15 protein-coding genes and 1 pseudogene are annotated in these 14,012 nt (G+C 37.3%); 6 read left to right on the top strand and 10 right to left on the bottom strand.

All coding sequences use genetic code 11. The features are described 5' to 3' along the window. Positions 1 to 113: 113 nt before the first annotated feature. The 5 genes from H1P_RS22980 to H1P_RS22960 all read right to left on the bottom strand — a co-directional run bounded on the left by H1P_RS22980 (position 114) and on the right by H1P_RS22960 (position 5,291). The gene (locus H1P_RS22980; RefSeq protein ID WP_144871732.1) at positions 114 to 1,361 is read right to left on the bottom strand and encodes a Uma2 family endonuclease; all 1,248 of its coding nucleotides are present in this window, start codon (positions 1,359 to 1,361) and stop codon (positions 114 to 116) included. A gap of 280 nt (positions 1,362 to 1,641) precedes the next feature. Further along, the gene (locus H1P_RS22975) at positions 1,642 to 2,490 is read right to left on the bottom strand and encodes a phosphatase domain-containing protein (RefSeq protein WP_144871730.1); all 849 of its coding nucleotides are present in this window, start codon (positions 2,488 to 2,490) and stop codon (positions 1,642 to 1,644) included. 119 nt (positions 2,491 to 2,609) lie between these two features. Continuing rightward, positions 2,610 to 3,713 (bottom strand): RNA ligase, encoded by a 1,104-nt coding sequence (locus H1P_RS22970; protein WP_144871728.1) that lies wholly within the window; start codon positions 3,711 to 3,713, stop codon positions 2,610 to 2,612. Positions 3,714 to 3,983: 270 nt separating this feature from the next. Further along, on the bottom strand, positions 3,984 to 4,658 hold the full coding sequence (locus tag H1P_RS22965; protein WP_144871726.1) for a TetR/AcrR family transcriptional regulator: 675 nt from the start codon (positions 4,656 to 4,658) through the stop codon (positions 3,984 to 3,986). A 102-nt stretch (positions 4,659 to 4,760) separates the two neighbouring features. Further along, entirely contained in the window at positions 4,761 to 5,291 is a 531-nt protein-coding gene (locus tag H1P_RS22960) for a dihydrofolate reductase family protein (RefSeq protein ID WP_144871724.1), read from the bottom strand. Positions 5,292 to 5,468: 177 nt separating this feature from the next. Here H1P_RS22960 and H1P_RS22955 point away from each other — a divergent pair, with 177 nt between their 5' ends. Then, positions 5,469 to 6,611, top strand: coding sequence for an FAD-dependent monooxygenase (locus tag H1P_RS22955; protein WP_144871722.1), 1,143 nt, complete (start codon positions 5,469 to 5,471; stop codon positions 6,609 to 6,611). Positions 6,612 to 6,706: 95 nt separating this feature from the next. Here H1P_RS22955 and prmC read toward each other — a convergent pair whose 3' ends face one another. Next, on the bottom strand, positions 6,707 to 7,591 hold the full coding sequence (prmC, locus tag H1P_RS22950) for a peptide chain release factor N(5)-glutamine methyltransferase (protein WP_222427186.1): 885 nt from the start codon (positions 7,589 to 7,591) through the stop codon (positions 6,707 to 6,709). 24 nt (positions 7,592 to 7,615) lie between these two features. Beyond that, positions 7,616 to 8,401 (bottom strand): Tic22 family protein, encoded by a 786-nt coding sequence (locus H1P_RS22945; RefSeq protein WP_144871720.1) that lies wholly within the window; start codon positions 8,399 to 8,401, stop codon positions 7,616 to 7,618. Between the two features lie 497 nt (positions 8,402 to 8,898). On the opposite strand from H1P_RS22945, the gene H1P_RS22940 reads away from it, so the two are divergent. Next, on the top strand, positions 8,899 to 9,693 hold the full coding sequence (locus H1P_RS22940; RefSeq protein ID WP_144871718.1) for a biotin transporter BioY: 795 nt from the start codon (positions 8,899 to 8,901) through the stop codon (positions 9,691 to 9,693). 92 nt (positions 9,694 to 9,785) lie between these two features. Here H1P_RS22940 and H1P_RS22935 read toward each other — a convergent pair whose 3' ends face one another. Beyond that, positions 9,786 to 10,607 (bottom strand): inositol monophosphatase family protein, encoded by an 822-nt coding sequence (locus H1P_RS22935; RefSeq protein WP_144871716.1) that lies wholly within the window; start codon positions 10,605 to 10,607, stop codon positions 9,786 to 9,788. A 341-nt stretch (positions 10,608 to 10,948) separates the two neighbouring features. Here H1P_RS22935 and H1P_RS22930 point away from each other — a divergent pair, with 341 nt between their 5' ends. From H1P_RS22930 to H1P_RS38995, 4 genes are all read left to right on the top strand, one after another. Further along, positions 10,949 to 12,040, top strand: coding sequence for a M28 family peptidase (locus H1P_RS22930; protein ID WP_144871734.1), 1,092 nt, complete (start codon positions 10,949 to 10,951; stop codon positions 12,038 to 12,040). Between the two features lie 323 nt (positions 12,041 to 12,363). After that, on the top strand, positions 12,364 to 12,540 hold the full coding sequence (locus H1P_RS36400; RefSeq protein WP_186376097.1) for a hypothetical protein: 177 nt from the start codon (positions 12,364 to 12,366) through the stop codon (positions 12,538 to 12,540). 142 nt (positions 12,541 to 12,682) lie between these two features. Further along, the gene (locus tag H1P_RS22925; RefSeq protein WP_222427185.1) at positions 12,683 to 12,844 is read left to right on the top strand and encodes a hypothetical protein; all 162 of its coding nucleotides are present in this window, start codon (positions 12,683 to 12,685) and stop codon (positions 12,842 to 12,844) included. Further along, positions 12,828 to 12,953, top strand: a complete 126-nt coding sequence (locus H1P_RS38995) for a hypothetical protein (protein WP_281291218.1) — start codon at positions 12,828 to 12,830, stop codon at positions 12,951 to 12,953. The genes H1P_RS22925 and H1P_RS38995 overlap by 17 nt, the downstream gene beginning before the upstream one ends. A 171-nt stretch (positions 12,954 to 13,124) precedes the next feature. Here the strand turns inward: H1P_RS38995 and H1P_RS22920 are convergent, their stop codons facing one another. Together H1P_RS22920 and H1P_RS22915 are read right to left on the bottom strand one after the other, a co-directional pair. After that, the gene (locus H1P_RS22920; RefSeq protein WP_144871712.1) at positions 13,125 to 13,307 is read right to left on the bottom strand and encodes a hypothetical protein; all 183 of its coding nucleotides are present in this window, start codon (positions 13,305 to 13,307) and stop codon (positions 13,125 to 13,127) included. 77 nt (positions 13,308 to 13,384) lie between these two features. Then, positions 13,385 to 14,012, bottom strand: a pseudogene (locus H1P_RS22915) (hypothetical protein); the annotation flags it as partial.

The following is a 14,012-nucleotide window of genomic DNA, read 5'->3' as shown; positions in this document are numbered from 1 at the left end:
TTTTTTCGCTTACTTTTTCAGCAAACCCTAAGTAGCTGTGCAGAATAAATTATACAGTGAGGACAGGTAATAGATACTGGGGAATGATGTACTTTAAAGGCAAGAAGATCACCCTATTCAAACAGAGGCAACCACAAGTCTGATACAGGAAGTTCCCAACCCAGAAGCAATTCTGGAAAAGTGATAATTTCTCCGTTTTCTATAACTTCTGCTTCAATACCAGGGCGATAGATAGTTACGCTTTGCTGGTCAGGATCGATTAATAATCCTACTCTAGTTCCCTCTTGTAAAAACAACTTGATTTTCGACTCTAAAAGCGATCGCCTGCTCATAGCAGATTTAACTTCCACAACCAGATCGGGTAAAACTTCGGGGTAGGTGCGGGGAATACGTTTGAGTCTTTCTTGCAGGATAAAAGAAATTTGCGGGGTAAGTATTTCTCCATCGGCAAGTTGGTATCCTGTGGTAGAACCAATTACGTACCCTAACTTGCGAGTTTCAACCCAGGTAAATAACCTAACGCTAAAGCGAGTACTTACTTGGCTAGTAATAAAATCAGGAGTTGATTCTTCTAGATACTCGCTAGTTATAGCAGCTTGATTTGACTTGTTTATCTTCTCCTGAGTTGCCATAGCAAACATCGCTGCCGAACCTCGTGGAGTAACTTTTAGTAATTGAGTCCTTAACTCATCTATATTTACCTTCAAATTTTCTAAGACTTTGACCGCAACGCAATCTGTTACTCTTAGTAAGCCGAGCAACAAATCTTCCGTATCAATCTCATAATGACTCAAATGACCAAGGGCTACATAACGATCGAGGGCGAAAGACTCTTCTACTGAATTATAAAGTGCTCGAATTGCTCTCGGAGTATAACGACTTTCTTGAGAAGTATGTCTTGCCTCACGATCGAACATTCTTTCTACTTCTGTTTGAACAACTTCTTTTGAAATCCCGAAAGATTTGAGAGTTTGAGCAGCAATTCCCTTATCTTCAGCGATTAATCCAATCAGAATTTGTGCTGTACCCGCACCGTTAGAACCTACGCGACGGGATTCATCTTCAGCAAGCTCCAGGGCTTTAATAGCACTGCGAGTAAATTTGGAAAATTTGGATCTGGCAATAGGACGCTTAAATGATGGAAATGGTGACTGGGCAAACATACTTTTTTCCTCCGTAAAGAAGATGGTTTCAATCGAAGTGTTAAATAGTCGAGCAATTTTGAAAGCCAAGGGCAGACTCGGATCGTACTTCCCTACTTCCAGAGCATTAATAGTTTGACGACTTACACCCAAACGCTTTGCTAACTCTGCTTGTGACCAATTGCGCTCAACTCTGAGAATACGTAGTCGATTTTTCATTGCAGACGAACAGACTTATATCTATAGACTTATATCTATAAAAATAACTGTTCTTTAGCCTTTATTTTAAAGTAAAGTTTAATTTACTTATTGTCAAGCTACCTTTACATAAAAATGCAAAATTAGATTGTCATATTCACATTAGTAAATTTGGCGTTGGTAAGTGCGTCGTGATTTTAATTTCGTTATGAATCACACACAACAAATTAGTAGGGGTCTGGTAATGTCAAACCCCTACATTAAAATCTCAATAGCATTTCATAATCAGCAATATCATAAATTAAAAGTCTCCTTCCGCAACTTGAAACACTGTTAAGCCCAAACTGCGCCACATATCTACTACTTGTTGGCGATCGTCTAAGATAAAAGAGATGTTGTATTGATTGCGGATAAAGCGATCGTAAATTTCTTGTTTAACGATGGAATCTTTTCGCATATCTCCTGTTTTTCTCATATAGATATGCTGATAGTTAACTCCATATTTTTTAAGCCAATTTTCTGTTTTTTCTTGTCCATCATCTGTACGACCTGAAACAATAATAATAGTCGTGCTAGATTGCCATTTTAAAACTGTTTTTAGCACTGGTTCATTAGGTAAATCCAAATCACAGTGATCGACATCGTAAGGACTTCTATTGTTCATAATGGCTAAAGTACCATCCATATCAGCAATAATGGCATCAGGTAATTCTGGGTTGTATTCAACTGCATTATTAGTCTGTTTAAGATGTTGTTTATACATTTTCATAATGACATCTTGTCCCACAGAGTTAGGTCTTTGTAAATCTCGTTTAATGCATTCTTCTACGGAAACTTGCAAGAAAGTTTGATTTACTTCTACTTGAGCTTTGCCTTTAACTAAGTTTTTAATATGTTCGATATTTTTCCCAAAGTTAGTATCATCAATAATAACGTGTTTACCAGCTTCTAAAGCTTTTAAAATGATTTCATCTCGCAGTTGCACAATAAATTTTTCATTGTTTTTTGTCCAATAAGAAGCATGACACATTTCTCTGAGTAAATCTTTATTAGTTCTGATCCATTTCCCTGGTTCTTTTAATAATAGTTTTTTGGCGAAAGAAGATTTTCCAGATGCAGGTAATCCTTGTAAAATAATTACTTTTTTCATGAAATAATAGATAATTAATATTTTTTAGATCGTTCAATAAAATACGTTTATTTAAAAATACAAATTTCAAAATCAAGATTATTGAAGTTTAGTAGTCATACTAGTAAAGTTGGAAACGTTCACCTTAACTCTTGAATAATAAAATCAAAATCAAGTTCATCTAAATTTAGTAAAGACTCTAACTTAGGTATAGAAGTATTTTTTAAAGACTCTTTAACACTACTTACTTTTCCTGCACGCAAAGCAAATAAAGTACCAGCATAAGGTAAGTGTTTAATAGCTAATGCAAAGTCTTTTTGTTCTGGGAGATTTTGATGATCTTGATAGGTAGTTTCAATATCTGCTACTAATTTTTCATATCTTTCAGTGATTTGCTGATGTAATTTAACGTATTCAGGAAAGTAGGTTAAAAACTCTTCTCCTTCATTAGTGATGACAATTTCTAGGATTTTGCGAGTAGTAATTGACGATCTAATATGAGAAAGCTGTACGTACTCAGCAGATTTAATTTTAATACGATTAAAATTAGTATCACAAACAATATAGCCTTCTCCTTCTAAAGGATCTAAGGTTGCTGTTGCTTTTATAATGGCAGATAGATCGTTAAAAGGATAAGTTTTGGCGATTTGCCAACTATACTTATTGCTCCAAATAAGTGGATTTTCTTCTTTTAATGTGTTGACATTTCGTACCCCATGAAGTGTTAATTGGTTCTCTAGTTGACGTACCACAATTCTGTTATATGGAGTCATCAATTCAAACATAAAACAGTATTCTATTTCTTGGGGAAAATCATAACCTAATTGTTGCCAAACTTTCCAGAAAAGCTTTTTAAAACTGTATTTTGAGGTGTTAACCTGACCGCTACCATCAGCAGTTCCACTAGATTGTACTCTCCATTCTCCCTGATAGAAAAAAAGAGTCATTAAGCTACCATCTAGTTTTTCATAGACTACTGCATTATCCCAATTAATCTTAGCTGCGCTCTGCTCTCCATAGTTAAAAAATTTGTCATAGGGATAAGAAACCACTGACCAATTGTTTGCTTCATCTAAAATAATTCCGCGACATTGCTGCACAATTAAATTTTCTAAGGGAGACTCAAGCTGAGAATATTTTAAACAAACGAGATTGGTAAATTCTTGATGACGATTAATCTTAATTTTAAATTCTGATTGTAAGCTGTCTAATCCTTTTGTTTTTAGGTAATTTTGTAACTCCATTATTTTTAATTTGTGTAAATTGCTAAACCTAAAGCGATTCTCCTTAATTTCCTCATGATGTTAAATAGAGCAAAAGGCAAAAGAAAGTTTTTCTCTAACCTCTCTGAATTTTTATGAGAAATGACGCGCGAGTGTTGACTGTATTGAAAAAACATTATAGCCTACAAATAGTATATTATACTACATTGTAAAATTCTTGTATAAAGCTTGTTTGATGCTCCTCTTCTTACTTCGTTTATACTCTCGTATTTTCTCGCTTTTAGAGAAATTCTAATTATGTCGCATATGCGAAGCGGTATCTTTTAGGACTCCTGCCATGATTAATTCAATTGATTGTTGAGTATGTAATTCCAACATTTGCTTTCCCAACATTCGTTTACCAGGGAAAAGATGTTTAAGACCCTCTCGACTTAAGAAATAGAATACACAAATGCCAATAATATCGTTTGCAGTCATTTTAGGTTCGAGAGAACGAAAGCTATTATCCGCAACACCTCGCTCTAAGATAGCAATTAATATTTCATCGATACTGTGAATATTTATTTGCTCGTAATACTTTCCCTGATTTTGCAGTGCTTCGTAACACATAATCATTGGCCAGTTGGGATTTTTGACTAAATTTGCCAGAAGACAGCGTACATATTGCTCTAGAGCATTTTCAGGAGTTAGGCTATCTAAGGAAAGTTCTTGAAGCGGTCGCATATAGGTATTAAATCCTCGTTCTAGCACTGCTATATACAAACCTTTCTTGCTCTTGAAATAGTAATAAATCATGGCTTTAGTGACACCAGTATTGGCTGCGATGGTTTCAATACGAGCATTAGCAAGACCATGTAGAGCAAATTCTTCTACTGCTGCATCCAAAATCTCTACTTGAGTAGCTTCGCTGTCACGACTACGAACTGTTTTTTTTGACGAGGAATTATTTTTATCAGAGTCAGCCATAAATACAATAACTTTTAACTTACCTTCGCGTTAATCAGCATAGAGATAAGTTTCTTGTTGTGTCAACGTACATACTTAATTCAGAAAGCTTGGCGATTCCTTCTATCTATCCCGTGTATAGTAGTTTTTGACCAGAGTCTTATTATAAATCTCTGTTTTCTTATGCCTAAACTTAAGCTGTCGGTCAAGTTTGCCAAATAGAGAAAATCCATTTCCGAGAAGAATGGGAATAAGAGTGATAATTATTTCATCAATTAGATCTTCTTGAAGGAAACTTTGTATTACACCACCACCATCAACGTATAAATTTTTATATCCTCGTTGATTTAATTGATTAATTAGCCTCTTTATGTCACCACTGACAATTTCAGCTTTATCAAGGATATGTTCTGGAAGTTTTGCCAGACTATTGCTCAATATAAAAACAGGTTTGTCATAGGGCCATTCATCAAAAGTTAAAACTTTCTCAAAGGTGTTTCTTCCCATAACTATGGCATCTATGCAACTCATAAACTCAGCATAACCATAATCGCTCTGTTCAGGATTGGGTAACTCGTATAGCCAATCTAATCCCCCATCGCTTGTCGCAATAAATCCATCTAAGCTTGTTGCTATATATACATAGTTTGCCATTAAATTACCTCTATGTTTGTGGGGTCGCCTAACTATAATTCTTAGACAGAGACTTTCTCAATATATGGCTTCTAAATCGTAACATTCTTGAATTTTTTGATTTATCTTTAATTGACAGTTAACTAAACATCGCGTAAGTTAGTTAATTAGTGAAATTTAGTTTTAATTAAAGAACAAATGCACTCAATAAGTAAAAAAATCATTTTAATTGGTGGTGGAATTGGTGGCGCAGCAACAGCATTAGCCCTTCACCGTAATGGCTTTTACCCTGTTGTTTATGAGCGTGTTCAAGAGCTAAAAGAAGTAGGTGCTGGAATTGCACTGTGGGCAAACGCTACTCATGTATTAAAAAATTTAGGCTTGTTAGAAGAAGCTAAAGAAATGGGGGTTCTCACCACAAACTATCAGTTCAATTCTCAAAAAGGTAAAGAGTTAGTTAATGTTCCTGTAGATGGTTTTGAGCTTCCAGTGATAGGTATTCATCGGGCTGACTTACATGAATTGTTATGGCGTAAACTACCTCAGAAGCAATTTGTTTTAGGAGAGACTTTTGAACGATTCTCGCAAGATAAAAATAAAGTTCGCGCTCATTTTACCTCAAGTTTAACGGCTGAAGGTGATGCTTTGATTGGTGCTGATGGTCTCAGGTCAAAAGTAAGAACCGAACTATTTGGCTTTAAACCACCAATTTACCGTAATTTTACAACTTGGCGGGGTTTAACTTCTCATGTTCCTGATACATATCGTCCTGGTTATATCAGAGAATTTTTAGGAAGAGGAAAAGAATTTGGCTTTATGATGCTAGAGCTAGGTCGTATGTATTGGTATGCAGCAGCTAAAGCTCCAGAAAACCAACCAGATGCACCAATGGTCAGAAAAAAAGAATTGGAAAATGTGTTTCAAGATTGGTTTTACTCAATTCCTGAATTAATCGCTGCCACAGACGAAACTGATATTATCAAGACCGATCTCTATGACCGAGTACCAGCTTTACCTTGGAGCAAGCAAAATATAACTTTACTGGGTGATGCTGCACATCCTACCCTACCAACTTTGGGACAGGGAGCTTGTATGGCATTAGAAGATGCTCTGATTGTAACTAAGTGTTTACTGGAATACCCAGAACCAACAGTAGCTTTTCAACAGTATGAATCTCAGAGATTTTCACGCACGAAGTCAATTGTCGAACAGTCTTTACTTTCAGGACAAATGGGACAGTTAGCGCATCCAATTACAGTCAAACTACGAGAAACGTTAATGAAACTAATGAAACCAGCTATTACAGATAGTTTTAAATCGCTTCATGCTTATAGGGCTTAAGTTTAATGCTTATTGAGGCAGATTTTAGAACATAAGAAGGCACATCTAGAAATACACACCAAAAAACTTCCATTCGTCTTCTGAATTCAATAACATTATTTTCGATAAGCCAAAACAAAACGGTCAATACCAGATAAATCCGCGATCGCTTTAATGTTATAATAATCCCCTTGATTAGATAGCATAGTGACTACTTCTTTAGCTTGTCCTGCCATCATTTCAATTAACCAAACCCCTCCAGAATGAAGATATTGAGGGGAAACGGTTGCTAAGTGACGAATTGCATCTAAACCATCTACACCACCATCTAAAGCTATGTGAGGTTCGTGGTGAAATACTTCTGGCTGTAGTCGGGGTAATTCTGCGCTGGGAATATAAGGAGGATTAGAGATCATCCCTGTTACCTTACCTTGAAGATGCTGCAAGGGATTCCACCAACTACCTTGATAAAAATTAATTTGTTGTTCGTTATCAGCTATTTTGGCATTTTTGCGTGCAATCTTGAGCGCATCATCACTGATATCTACTGCGTGAATTATTGCTTGGGGAAAGCTCGCTGCTAAAGCTATAGCGATCGCTCCGCTTCCCGTACCTAAATCCACCCAATGATTTACAGATTGTTGAGGAAGGTTGAGTTGCCGAACAATTTCAATAACTAATTCTGTTTCGGGACGAGGAATCAAAACCGCAGGAGAGACGTGAAATTGCCAATTACGCCAAGTTGTTTTACCTACAAGATATTGTACGGGGAGATAGTTTGTCAGGCGTTGTTGCCACAGTTGGGTCAGTTCAGGAAGAGGATAAGTTAAAGCAATAGTCGGGTAATTTTCAAAAGATTCCAAACGTAAAGTCAGAGAATCAAGAGTTGTCACCTCTTGCAATAGCCAATCTACTTCCTTAGCTGAAACCTTAGCTGCGATCGCCTTAGCTATAGCTTCTCTGCGCCACAAACATAGTTCTTTACCCGATACTGTAATCAAAGCCTTGAGATTGAATAGATAAGTTTACTGTTCTGGTTCTGGTGCTGTCTCTGGTTGTAGTTCTGGTGCTGTGTCTGGTGCTGTTCCTGGTTGTGGAGTAGTTGAGTTTTGCTGTAAAAACTGCAATGATTCGGTAGAAGGAACTAAAACTATCTTACTTAGCATCGGATCGTCATTGGTTTGTAGAGTCTGAATCACACCCTCTAAAGGAACAACTTCAATGTTCACCGAAGTAGCAAGATCGGGTTTTTGAGTTTTGAATTTCTCCACCATGTTTTCTAGCTGTTGCTTTTCAAAGAAAAAGGGAATTACTTGCTGTGAATCTCTTTCAATGGTTAGATAGCCATTATCCTCCCCTCCCTTAGCTACAAACAAAGGAACTCCTCCTTCGTATTGTGTACCAGAAATACTTTTAGCGTCATTAACGGCTTCTTCGTTAGGAACATAAGCAAAGTTAAGACCATTATTCTCAGGGTTATCTTGCGCTAATTTATAGACTTCTCCCAAAGATACAGGAACTACTTTTACTTTACTAGCCAATTCAGGATTTTGAGTTTGTAAACGATTTACAAAGTTATTCGCATCTTGTTGACTGATAAATACCCCTGCTACCTTGGCTTCATCCTCTCCAGAGGCGACTAAAGGCGCACCCTGTTCATCAGCAATGGTAAATACTGGTACGGGATTAAGCTTTTGTAATATTTGTTCTGCTGGTAAAGCCAATGCTTTAAGGTGAATTAGACCAGAACCTACAATAGCAGTACCTATCATACCCAAAACAGTACTGCGACGTATTAAAGACTTTATCATTATAATTATTTTTCCTCGTGATATTTTTGAATACTATATTTCCTATTGTGCTGATCTAATCGTAAATTACTCGACAACAAACAAAATTATAGATAGCTTCCCTAAGAGTAGATGTTTTCTGATTTATTCTAGTATTTTTTTTATTTGAGTCAAACACACAGACTCCTTGAAAAAATCTGTGATTAACTAGACTAAATAGCGGAACAGAATGTTTCTCAAATGTTTAAAATTCTTTCAAATTACTAAATGTTGCTTAACACTTTTTTAATATTTGTTAAAAAAATCCTGGGAATTCTTGACATAGAGATGTTAAAAAAAAATAGTCACCAAAGAAAAAACTATATATTTAGTCAACTACTTTAGTAATCTTACTAGAAACCATACTGAGTAAATATTGATGCGGTCGAAATTCCAAAAATCCCAGCTATTTCGACACTTGTTCTCTTTACCAACCATATTAATTTTTGCAACTCCATTAGTCTTGCTGTTACCATACTATGCCTAAAGTCCAAGAACCCTCTAAACCTAATGAAAATATTTCTAATTATGAATGGAATATTACTCCCTTAAGCGTCAAAATACTCATTGAGCATCTACAACAAGTACTGCAACAAAGAGAACACAAGTTAAGCAATTTGCAAGCAGAAAACCAGTGGTTGCGAGAACAACTAAATTTACAGCTCGAAAAATCTTCTCAGGTTGTGCTTCCTTTAGTACCAGAAATTTTACTGTGGGCTATGGTGGGTTTAATTCTGACTATTGGTGGTACTTTTGTTACAGCTTCGACAATTTCTGCTCCTTGGTTATGGAACAGTGAAGGAATTACAACCCAAAGTTTAGGAGTAAGTTTTCAAATTGGAGCAGTTTTATTAACTGGCTGTTTGGGAGGAAAAAATGCTGCTTTATTAGCGCAACTTGCTTATCTTAGTCTGGGTTTGTTAGGTTTACCGATCTTTAATCGCGGTGGAGGTTGGCAATATATTCTAGAGCCTCATTTCGGCTATTTATTAGGCTTTGTTGTGGGTGCTTGGATTTGTGGTAATTTGGCTTTTCAAAAGTCAGCCAGCATCAATGGTTTAATGTTGAGTTGTATTACAGGTTTTTTGTCAATTCATCTAGTGGGTATTGTTTATTTGGTTACTTTGTCTTTTGTTCATGGTTTACCAGCAAAAATTGGTTCCATATCTCAAGGAATTTATCTCTATTCTCTTGCTCCTTTCTCTGGACAGTTGGCAGTTATTTGCGGAACAGTAGCGATCGCATTTTGTCTGAGAAAGTTGATGTTTTCTTGATTTTGTTAGTGGTTAGTGGTTGGTGGCTTGTTGTGATTAGTTGCTAGTTGCTACTTGCTCGTCGCGATCGGTTGCTACTTGATGATAAATGTTCAATGATAAGGTGATTGGGTGATTACTGAAGCTAAAGGTTTAAAAGTTGAGATTAATTCTTGACGAGAAACTACTAAAGAAGGAAAAGAAGAATTACCATAGTTTTTTCCTATTTTTAAAGGGAAAATTTCTGCGCCATCCAAATTAACAAAAGAGCCTCCTGCTGCTTGCACAATCACCCACACGGCTGCAATATCCCAAATTTTAGGAGTGGCTTCTACTCCACCAATAGCAGCACCAGCAGCTACTAGCAGTATGTTATAACTGGCAACCCCAATCATTCTGATTTTGCAAGGGAAAGGTTTTTGTAAAATAGCCAAACTGCGGGCGCAGAGGTTAAAGAGATGACTGGGACTGGGATCGTCTTTACTGGTAAAAATAGGCTGATTGTTTAAGTATGCTCCTGTATCTCCTGTTAATCCAGAATCACCATACCAAAAGCCATGAAAAGCCTGTTTCAAACAAGGAATATAGACAAAACCAAACACAGGAGTACCTTTGTAGAGTAAACCTAAAGAAATACCCCAAACAGGTACACCACGGGTAAAGTTAGTTGTACCATCAATCGGATCGACAATCCAACACCAATCAGTATCGGGAAAGACATGGGTTGTTTCTTCTGTAAGTACTCCGTGGCTAGGAAATGTCGCTTGAATTGCTTCTCTTATGGTTCGATCTGCCCATTTGTCTGCTTTGGTGACTAGGCTACCATCTTCTTTCTGTTCTGCCTGTATTTTACCAAAATCCGTCATCAAGCGATCGCTTACTTCTTGAGTTGTTTGTTGGCAAAAATTTAAAACTTGCTTCCAGAAATCTTTCATTTTGATTGTTAGTTCTTAGTTATGGTGGTCGAAGGTACTTCGCCTTCGTCAGTCAGTAGTGCGCGTTTCCTATTAGAGTAAAGCACTCTTTGAAGTTACATCGCTAGACCCGATTGCCATAAGAAAATTAAATACCTGTCAACACTCGCTCTCGGACGGGGCGCGACAGTCTTGCAGAAGGGTTTCCCGACCCAGAGAACTGTCGCAAGAATGCTCATCACGCCGAGAGCATTTCCTCCCGTCAACATTAATACGGTTTATTTGGTCACAAAATAGAGTATTGCGATCGTGTAATAATTACCGCAGCAAATTGAATAAAGATTGCAAAGAGGAGTATCGAGATGAATTCATCAGCAAAAAAAATTAGAGCAATATCGATTGCAATTACCACCTCAGTTTTCATTCCAGGAGGTTCTGCTATTGCAGCCAACCTCGCCTATGGAGAGACAGCATTTAAAGAAGTTGAATATTTGGCAACTAATCTGGCTGGTCGTAGTGTTGGCACTCAAAAGGAACAAGAAAGTATAGATTATCTAACTCAACGCTTAGAAGACTTTGGTTACGAACCAAATTTGCAAGATTTTACCTATGAATTTTCTGGACAAACCCTCGAATCACCAAATATTATTGCCACAAGAGAGGGAACTTCAGATAAACAAATTATTGTGGGCGCACATTACGATAATGCACCTAGTAGTTCTACTTTAGATCGCTCTAACTTGCAAGGTGTCAATGACAATTCTTCTGGTGTTGCTGTATTACTCGAATTGGCGCAGCGTCTTGAAGCAAACCCAGAAAATACCGTTAAATTTGTGCTATTTGGTGCTGAAGAGATTGGATTAGTTGGCTCTGAATACTACGCCAACAACATGAGTCAAACAGAAATTGATAACACTCTCGTGATGGTTAATCTTGATAGTTTGATTATCGGAGATAAAATGTATTTTAATGCTGGCGCATCAGCAGCAACAGCTCCAGAATTGGGAGTCTACAGAGATCTTGCCTTGGATATAGCAGCAGACTTAGGTATTGATGCTGAAACCAATCCTGGTTTAAATCCCAACTATCCTGAAGGTACGGGCTGCTGTAGCGATCTTGAATCTTTTGATGGTCTAGTACCCGTGCTTGCAGCAGAAGCAACTAATTGGGAAATTGGAGAAAAGGATGGTTATACTCAAACAAGTAATCCTAATGTACCAGGTGGAGCAACTTGGCACGATCCCGCAACAGATAACCTTACCTTTATTAATGAGGTTTTTCCTGGGCTAATCGAAGAGCGCACTCAGAATTATACACAGGTTTTTGATACCCTCTTAAGTACTCTCAATGATTCCAATACTTCTACTTCTGTACCCGAACCAACAACTGCTTTAGGAACTTTCATCGCAGTAATGATTGGCGGATTACTCAGAAAAAGGGACGTTGATGAATAAGTAACTATCGACTGATATTATGTTTTGTTATTGATGAACAAAAATTACTCAAAAGCTAATAGCTACGAGTAGTATTGTTTTGTAATTCATTACTTAAAATTTGGTTAATTTATTAACCCGACTGGGTGATTTCAGATAAGTAGGCTTAGTGTTATCCTTAGCTGTTATAGCAATACGTCAGAGGGTCAGGACAAAAAACCCTGTAAGGGCGAATGGCTATTAGCCCCTGCTTTTAATGTTTAATGTTTAATGTAAGATACTAATTTTTACTTGTACTGCTATACAACTGAGAGAATACTAAGTCTACTTTGCTTAAGAATGCCATGAGAGCAGTAGGTAAGACATGGCGGAGCGCGATCTCGAAGTGGCAGGCTTACCGCCCACTCTATTTATGTCAACAAATTATTACTGCTCATGGTGGGCAAATTGGTGTTAGCAGTGAAGTTGGAGTTGGTTCGGCTTTTTGGTTTACTCTGCCAAGGTGCGACCAAAACCTCTGATTTTTAGCTTCTTTGCCAACCATTACATCGCCAACGTCTCCATAAAATAAGACCCAAAATAATCACATAAAGAGTGTGGATATCTTTGGCAATTATGCGCCTTAGCTTGGTTTTATTTTTCCTTATTTGGTCTGTAGGAAAGATGATGGTTCCAGAATTGACACAAAAAGTTTTTGCCACCTTTTATGCTGCTGAAATTTCACCTGCGGTTTCTATTGCTATAGGTGCGCTCCAAACGATAATTGTCTTAGTTTTCCTGACTGGACAATTTAAAACCCTCTCTTACGGTGGAATTTTGGATTAATGCTCAACAAAGTAAGTCTGTTTCTGCTTATTTAACAACGGCACAGTTACCTGAATTTATCGCTAATCCTCCAGAAGCAGCAATTATTGCTCAAATCCTCTTCTTCTAAGGAGAGAATTTACTTCTGGGAGCATGGAGTCCAGCAGCAGTTTCTTGTGGTGTTCCTTTCTTATTGTTGCCAGTAAGCGATCGCACAATAATTAATCTTTTTCCCTACGAATTTACTTTGAAAGCAGATAAACATAGTTCAGATTTGAATGCCATAGTAAATTATGAGAAGTTAAGATTGCAAAACTAAGCGGTCGAGCATTGCTTTCCAGCAATCATAATCACAGATATAATCAACACCGCACACTGTTTTGACCAAGGTTGAGCGTTGGTTGAGTAGTTGATGAATCTGTTTGCCTACCCGTGGAGTTTTAAGCCGATTACCGTAACTATTCCAAATCAGCTTGTTCTCCACTAGATTGACGTAATCGCTGATGAACAAAACATCTTCAAAGAAATACAGTGTAAATCCTGGGGTATGACCTCCTACAACTAGCTACTAGGTAAAATTTTAAGGGGTTTTTGTGTACAGTAATGTCGTAACAGGTGAGCGCAGAGGGTTGTTAACAATGAATCCAGATATAACTGTCCGCCAAAACCAGGGGTGAATAACTCTTGTTGTAAAGCTAGAGCAACACTACGTATAAGTGAATCGGACAAGGCGAACTGTGGTAGCAATTTCACAGAATATCCTCTAATCATGTCACTTACTTTTTGTTCTAAAGCGATCGGATTTAGACACAACGCTAGGTAAGAATGTGCTTGATTCCAACGCGCGCTTGATTCCAATTGAGCAGGAACAATAATTACATCCTCTAGTTTCATTTCTGCTTTCTGTATATGTCCTTCCGTTACCTGTTCCACATAAGTATTTGAAGAAACATTAGTATTGATCAAAATCAAATGCTGCTGAGAAGCACTCTTCGGTAATTCGGCTGGTAAATGATGATAATGAAGTAGCTCAATCCCTTTCGATAAAGTAGCGTGTTGTAAAAGTTTGGCACCGAAAACTTTCATCTCTACTTCGCTAGTGCAGTCAATCGATTCAAGTTTGGAAGGAAGCATTAAATAGGGTTTGCTGAATAACTTGACAACCTTGAGCAAATAAAGGTTACAAGGA

Origin of the sequence: Hyella patelloides LEGE 07179 (assembly GCF_900659865.1) — a bacterium.
GTDB classification, from domain to species: domain Bacteria; phylum Cyanobacteriota; class Cyanobacteriia; order Cyanobacteriales; family Xenococcaceae; genus Hyella; species Hyella patelloides.
This window is presented reverse-complemented; position numbering and strand designations above follow the sequence as displayed.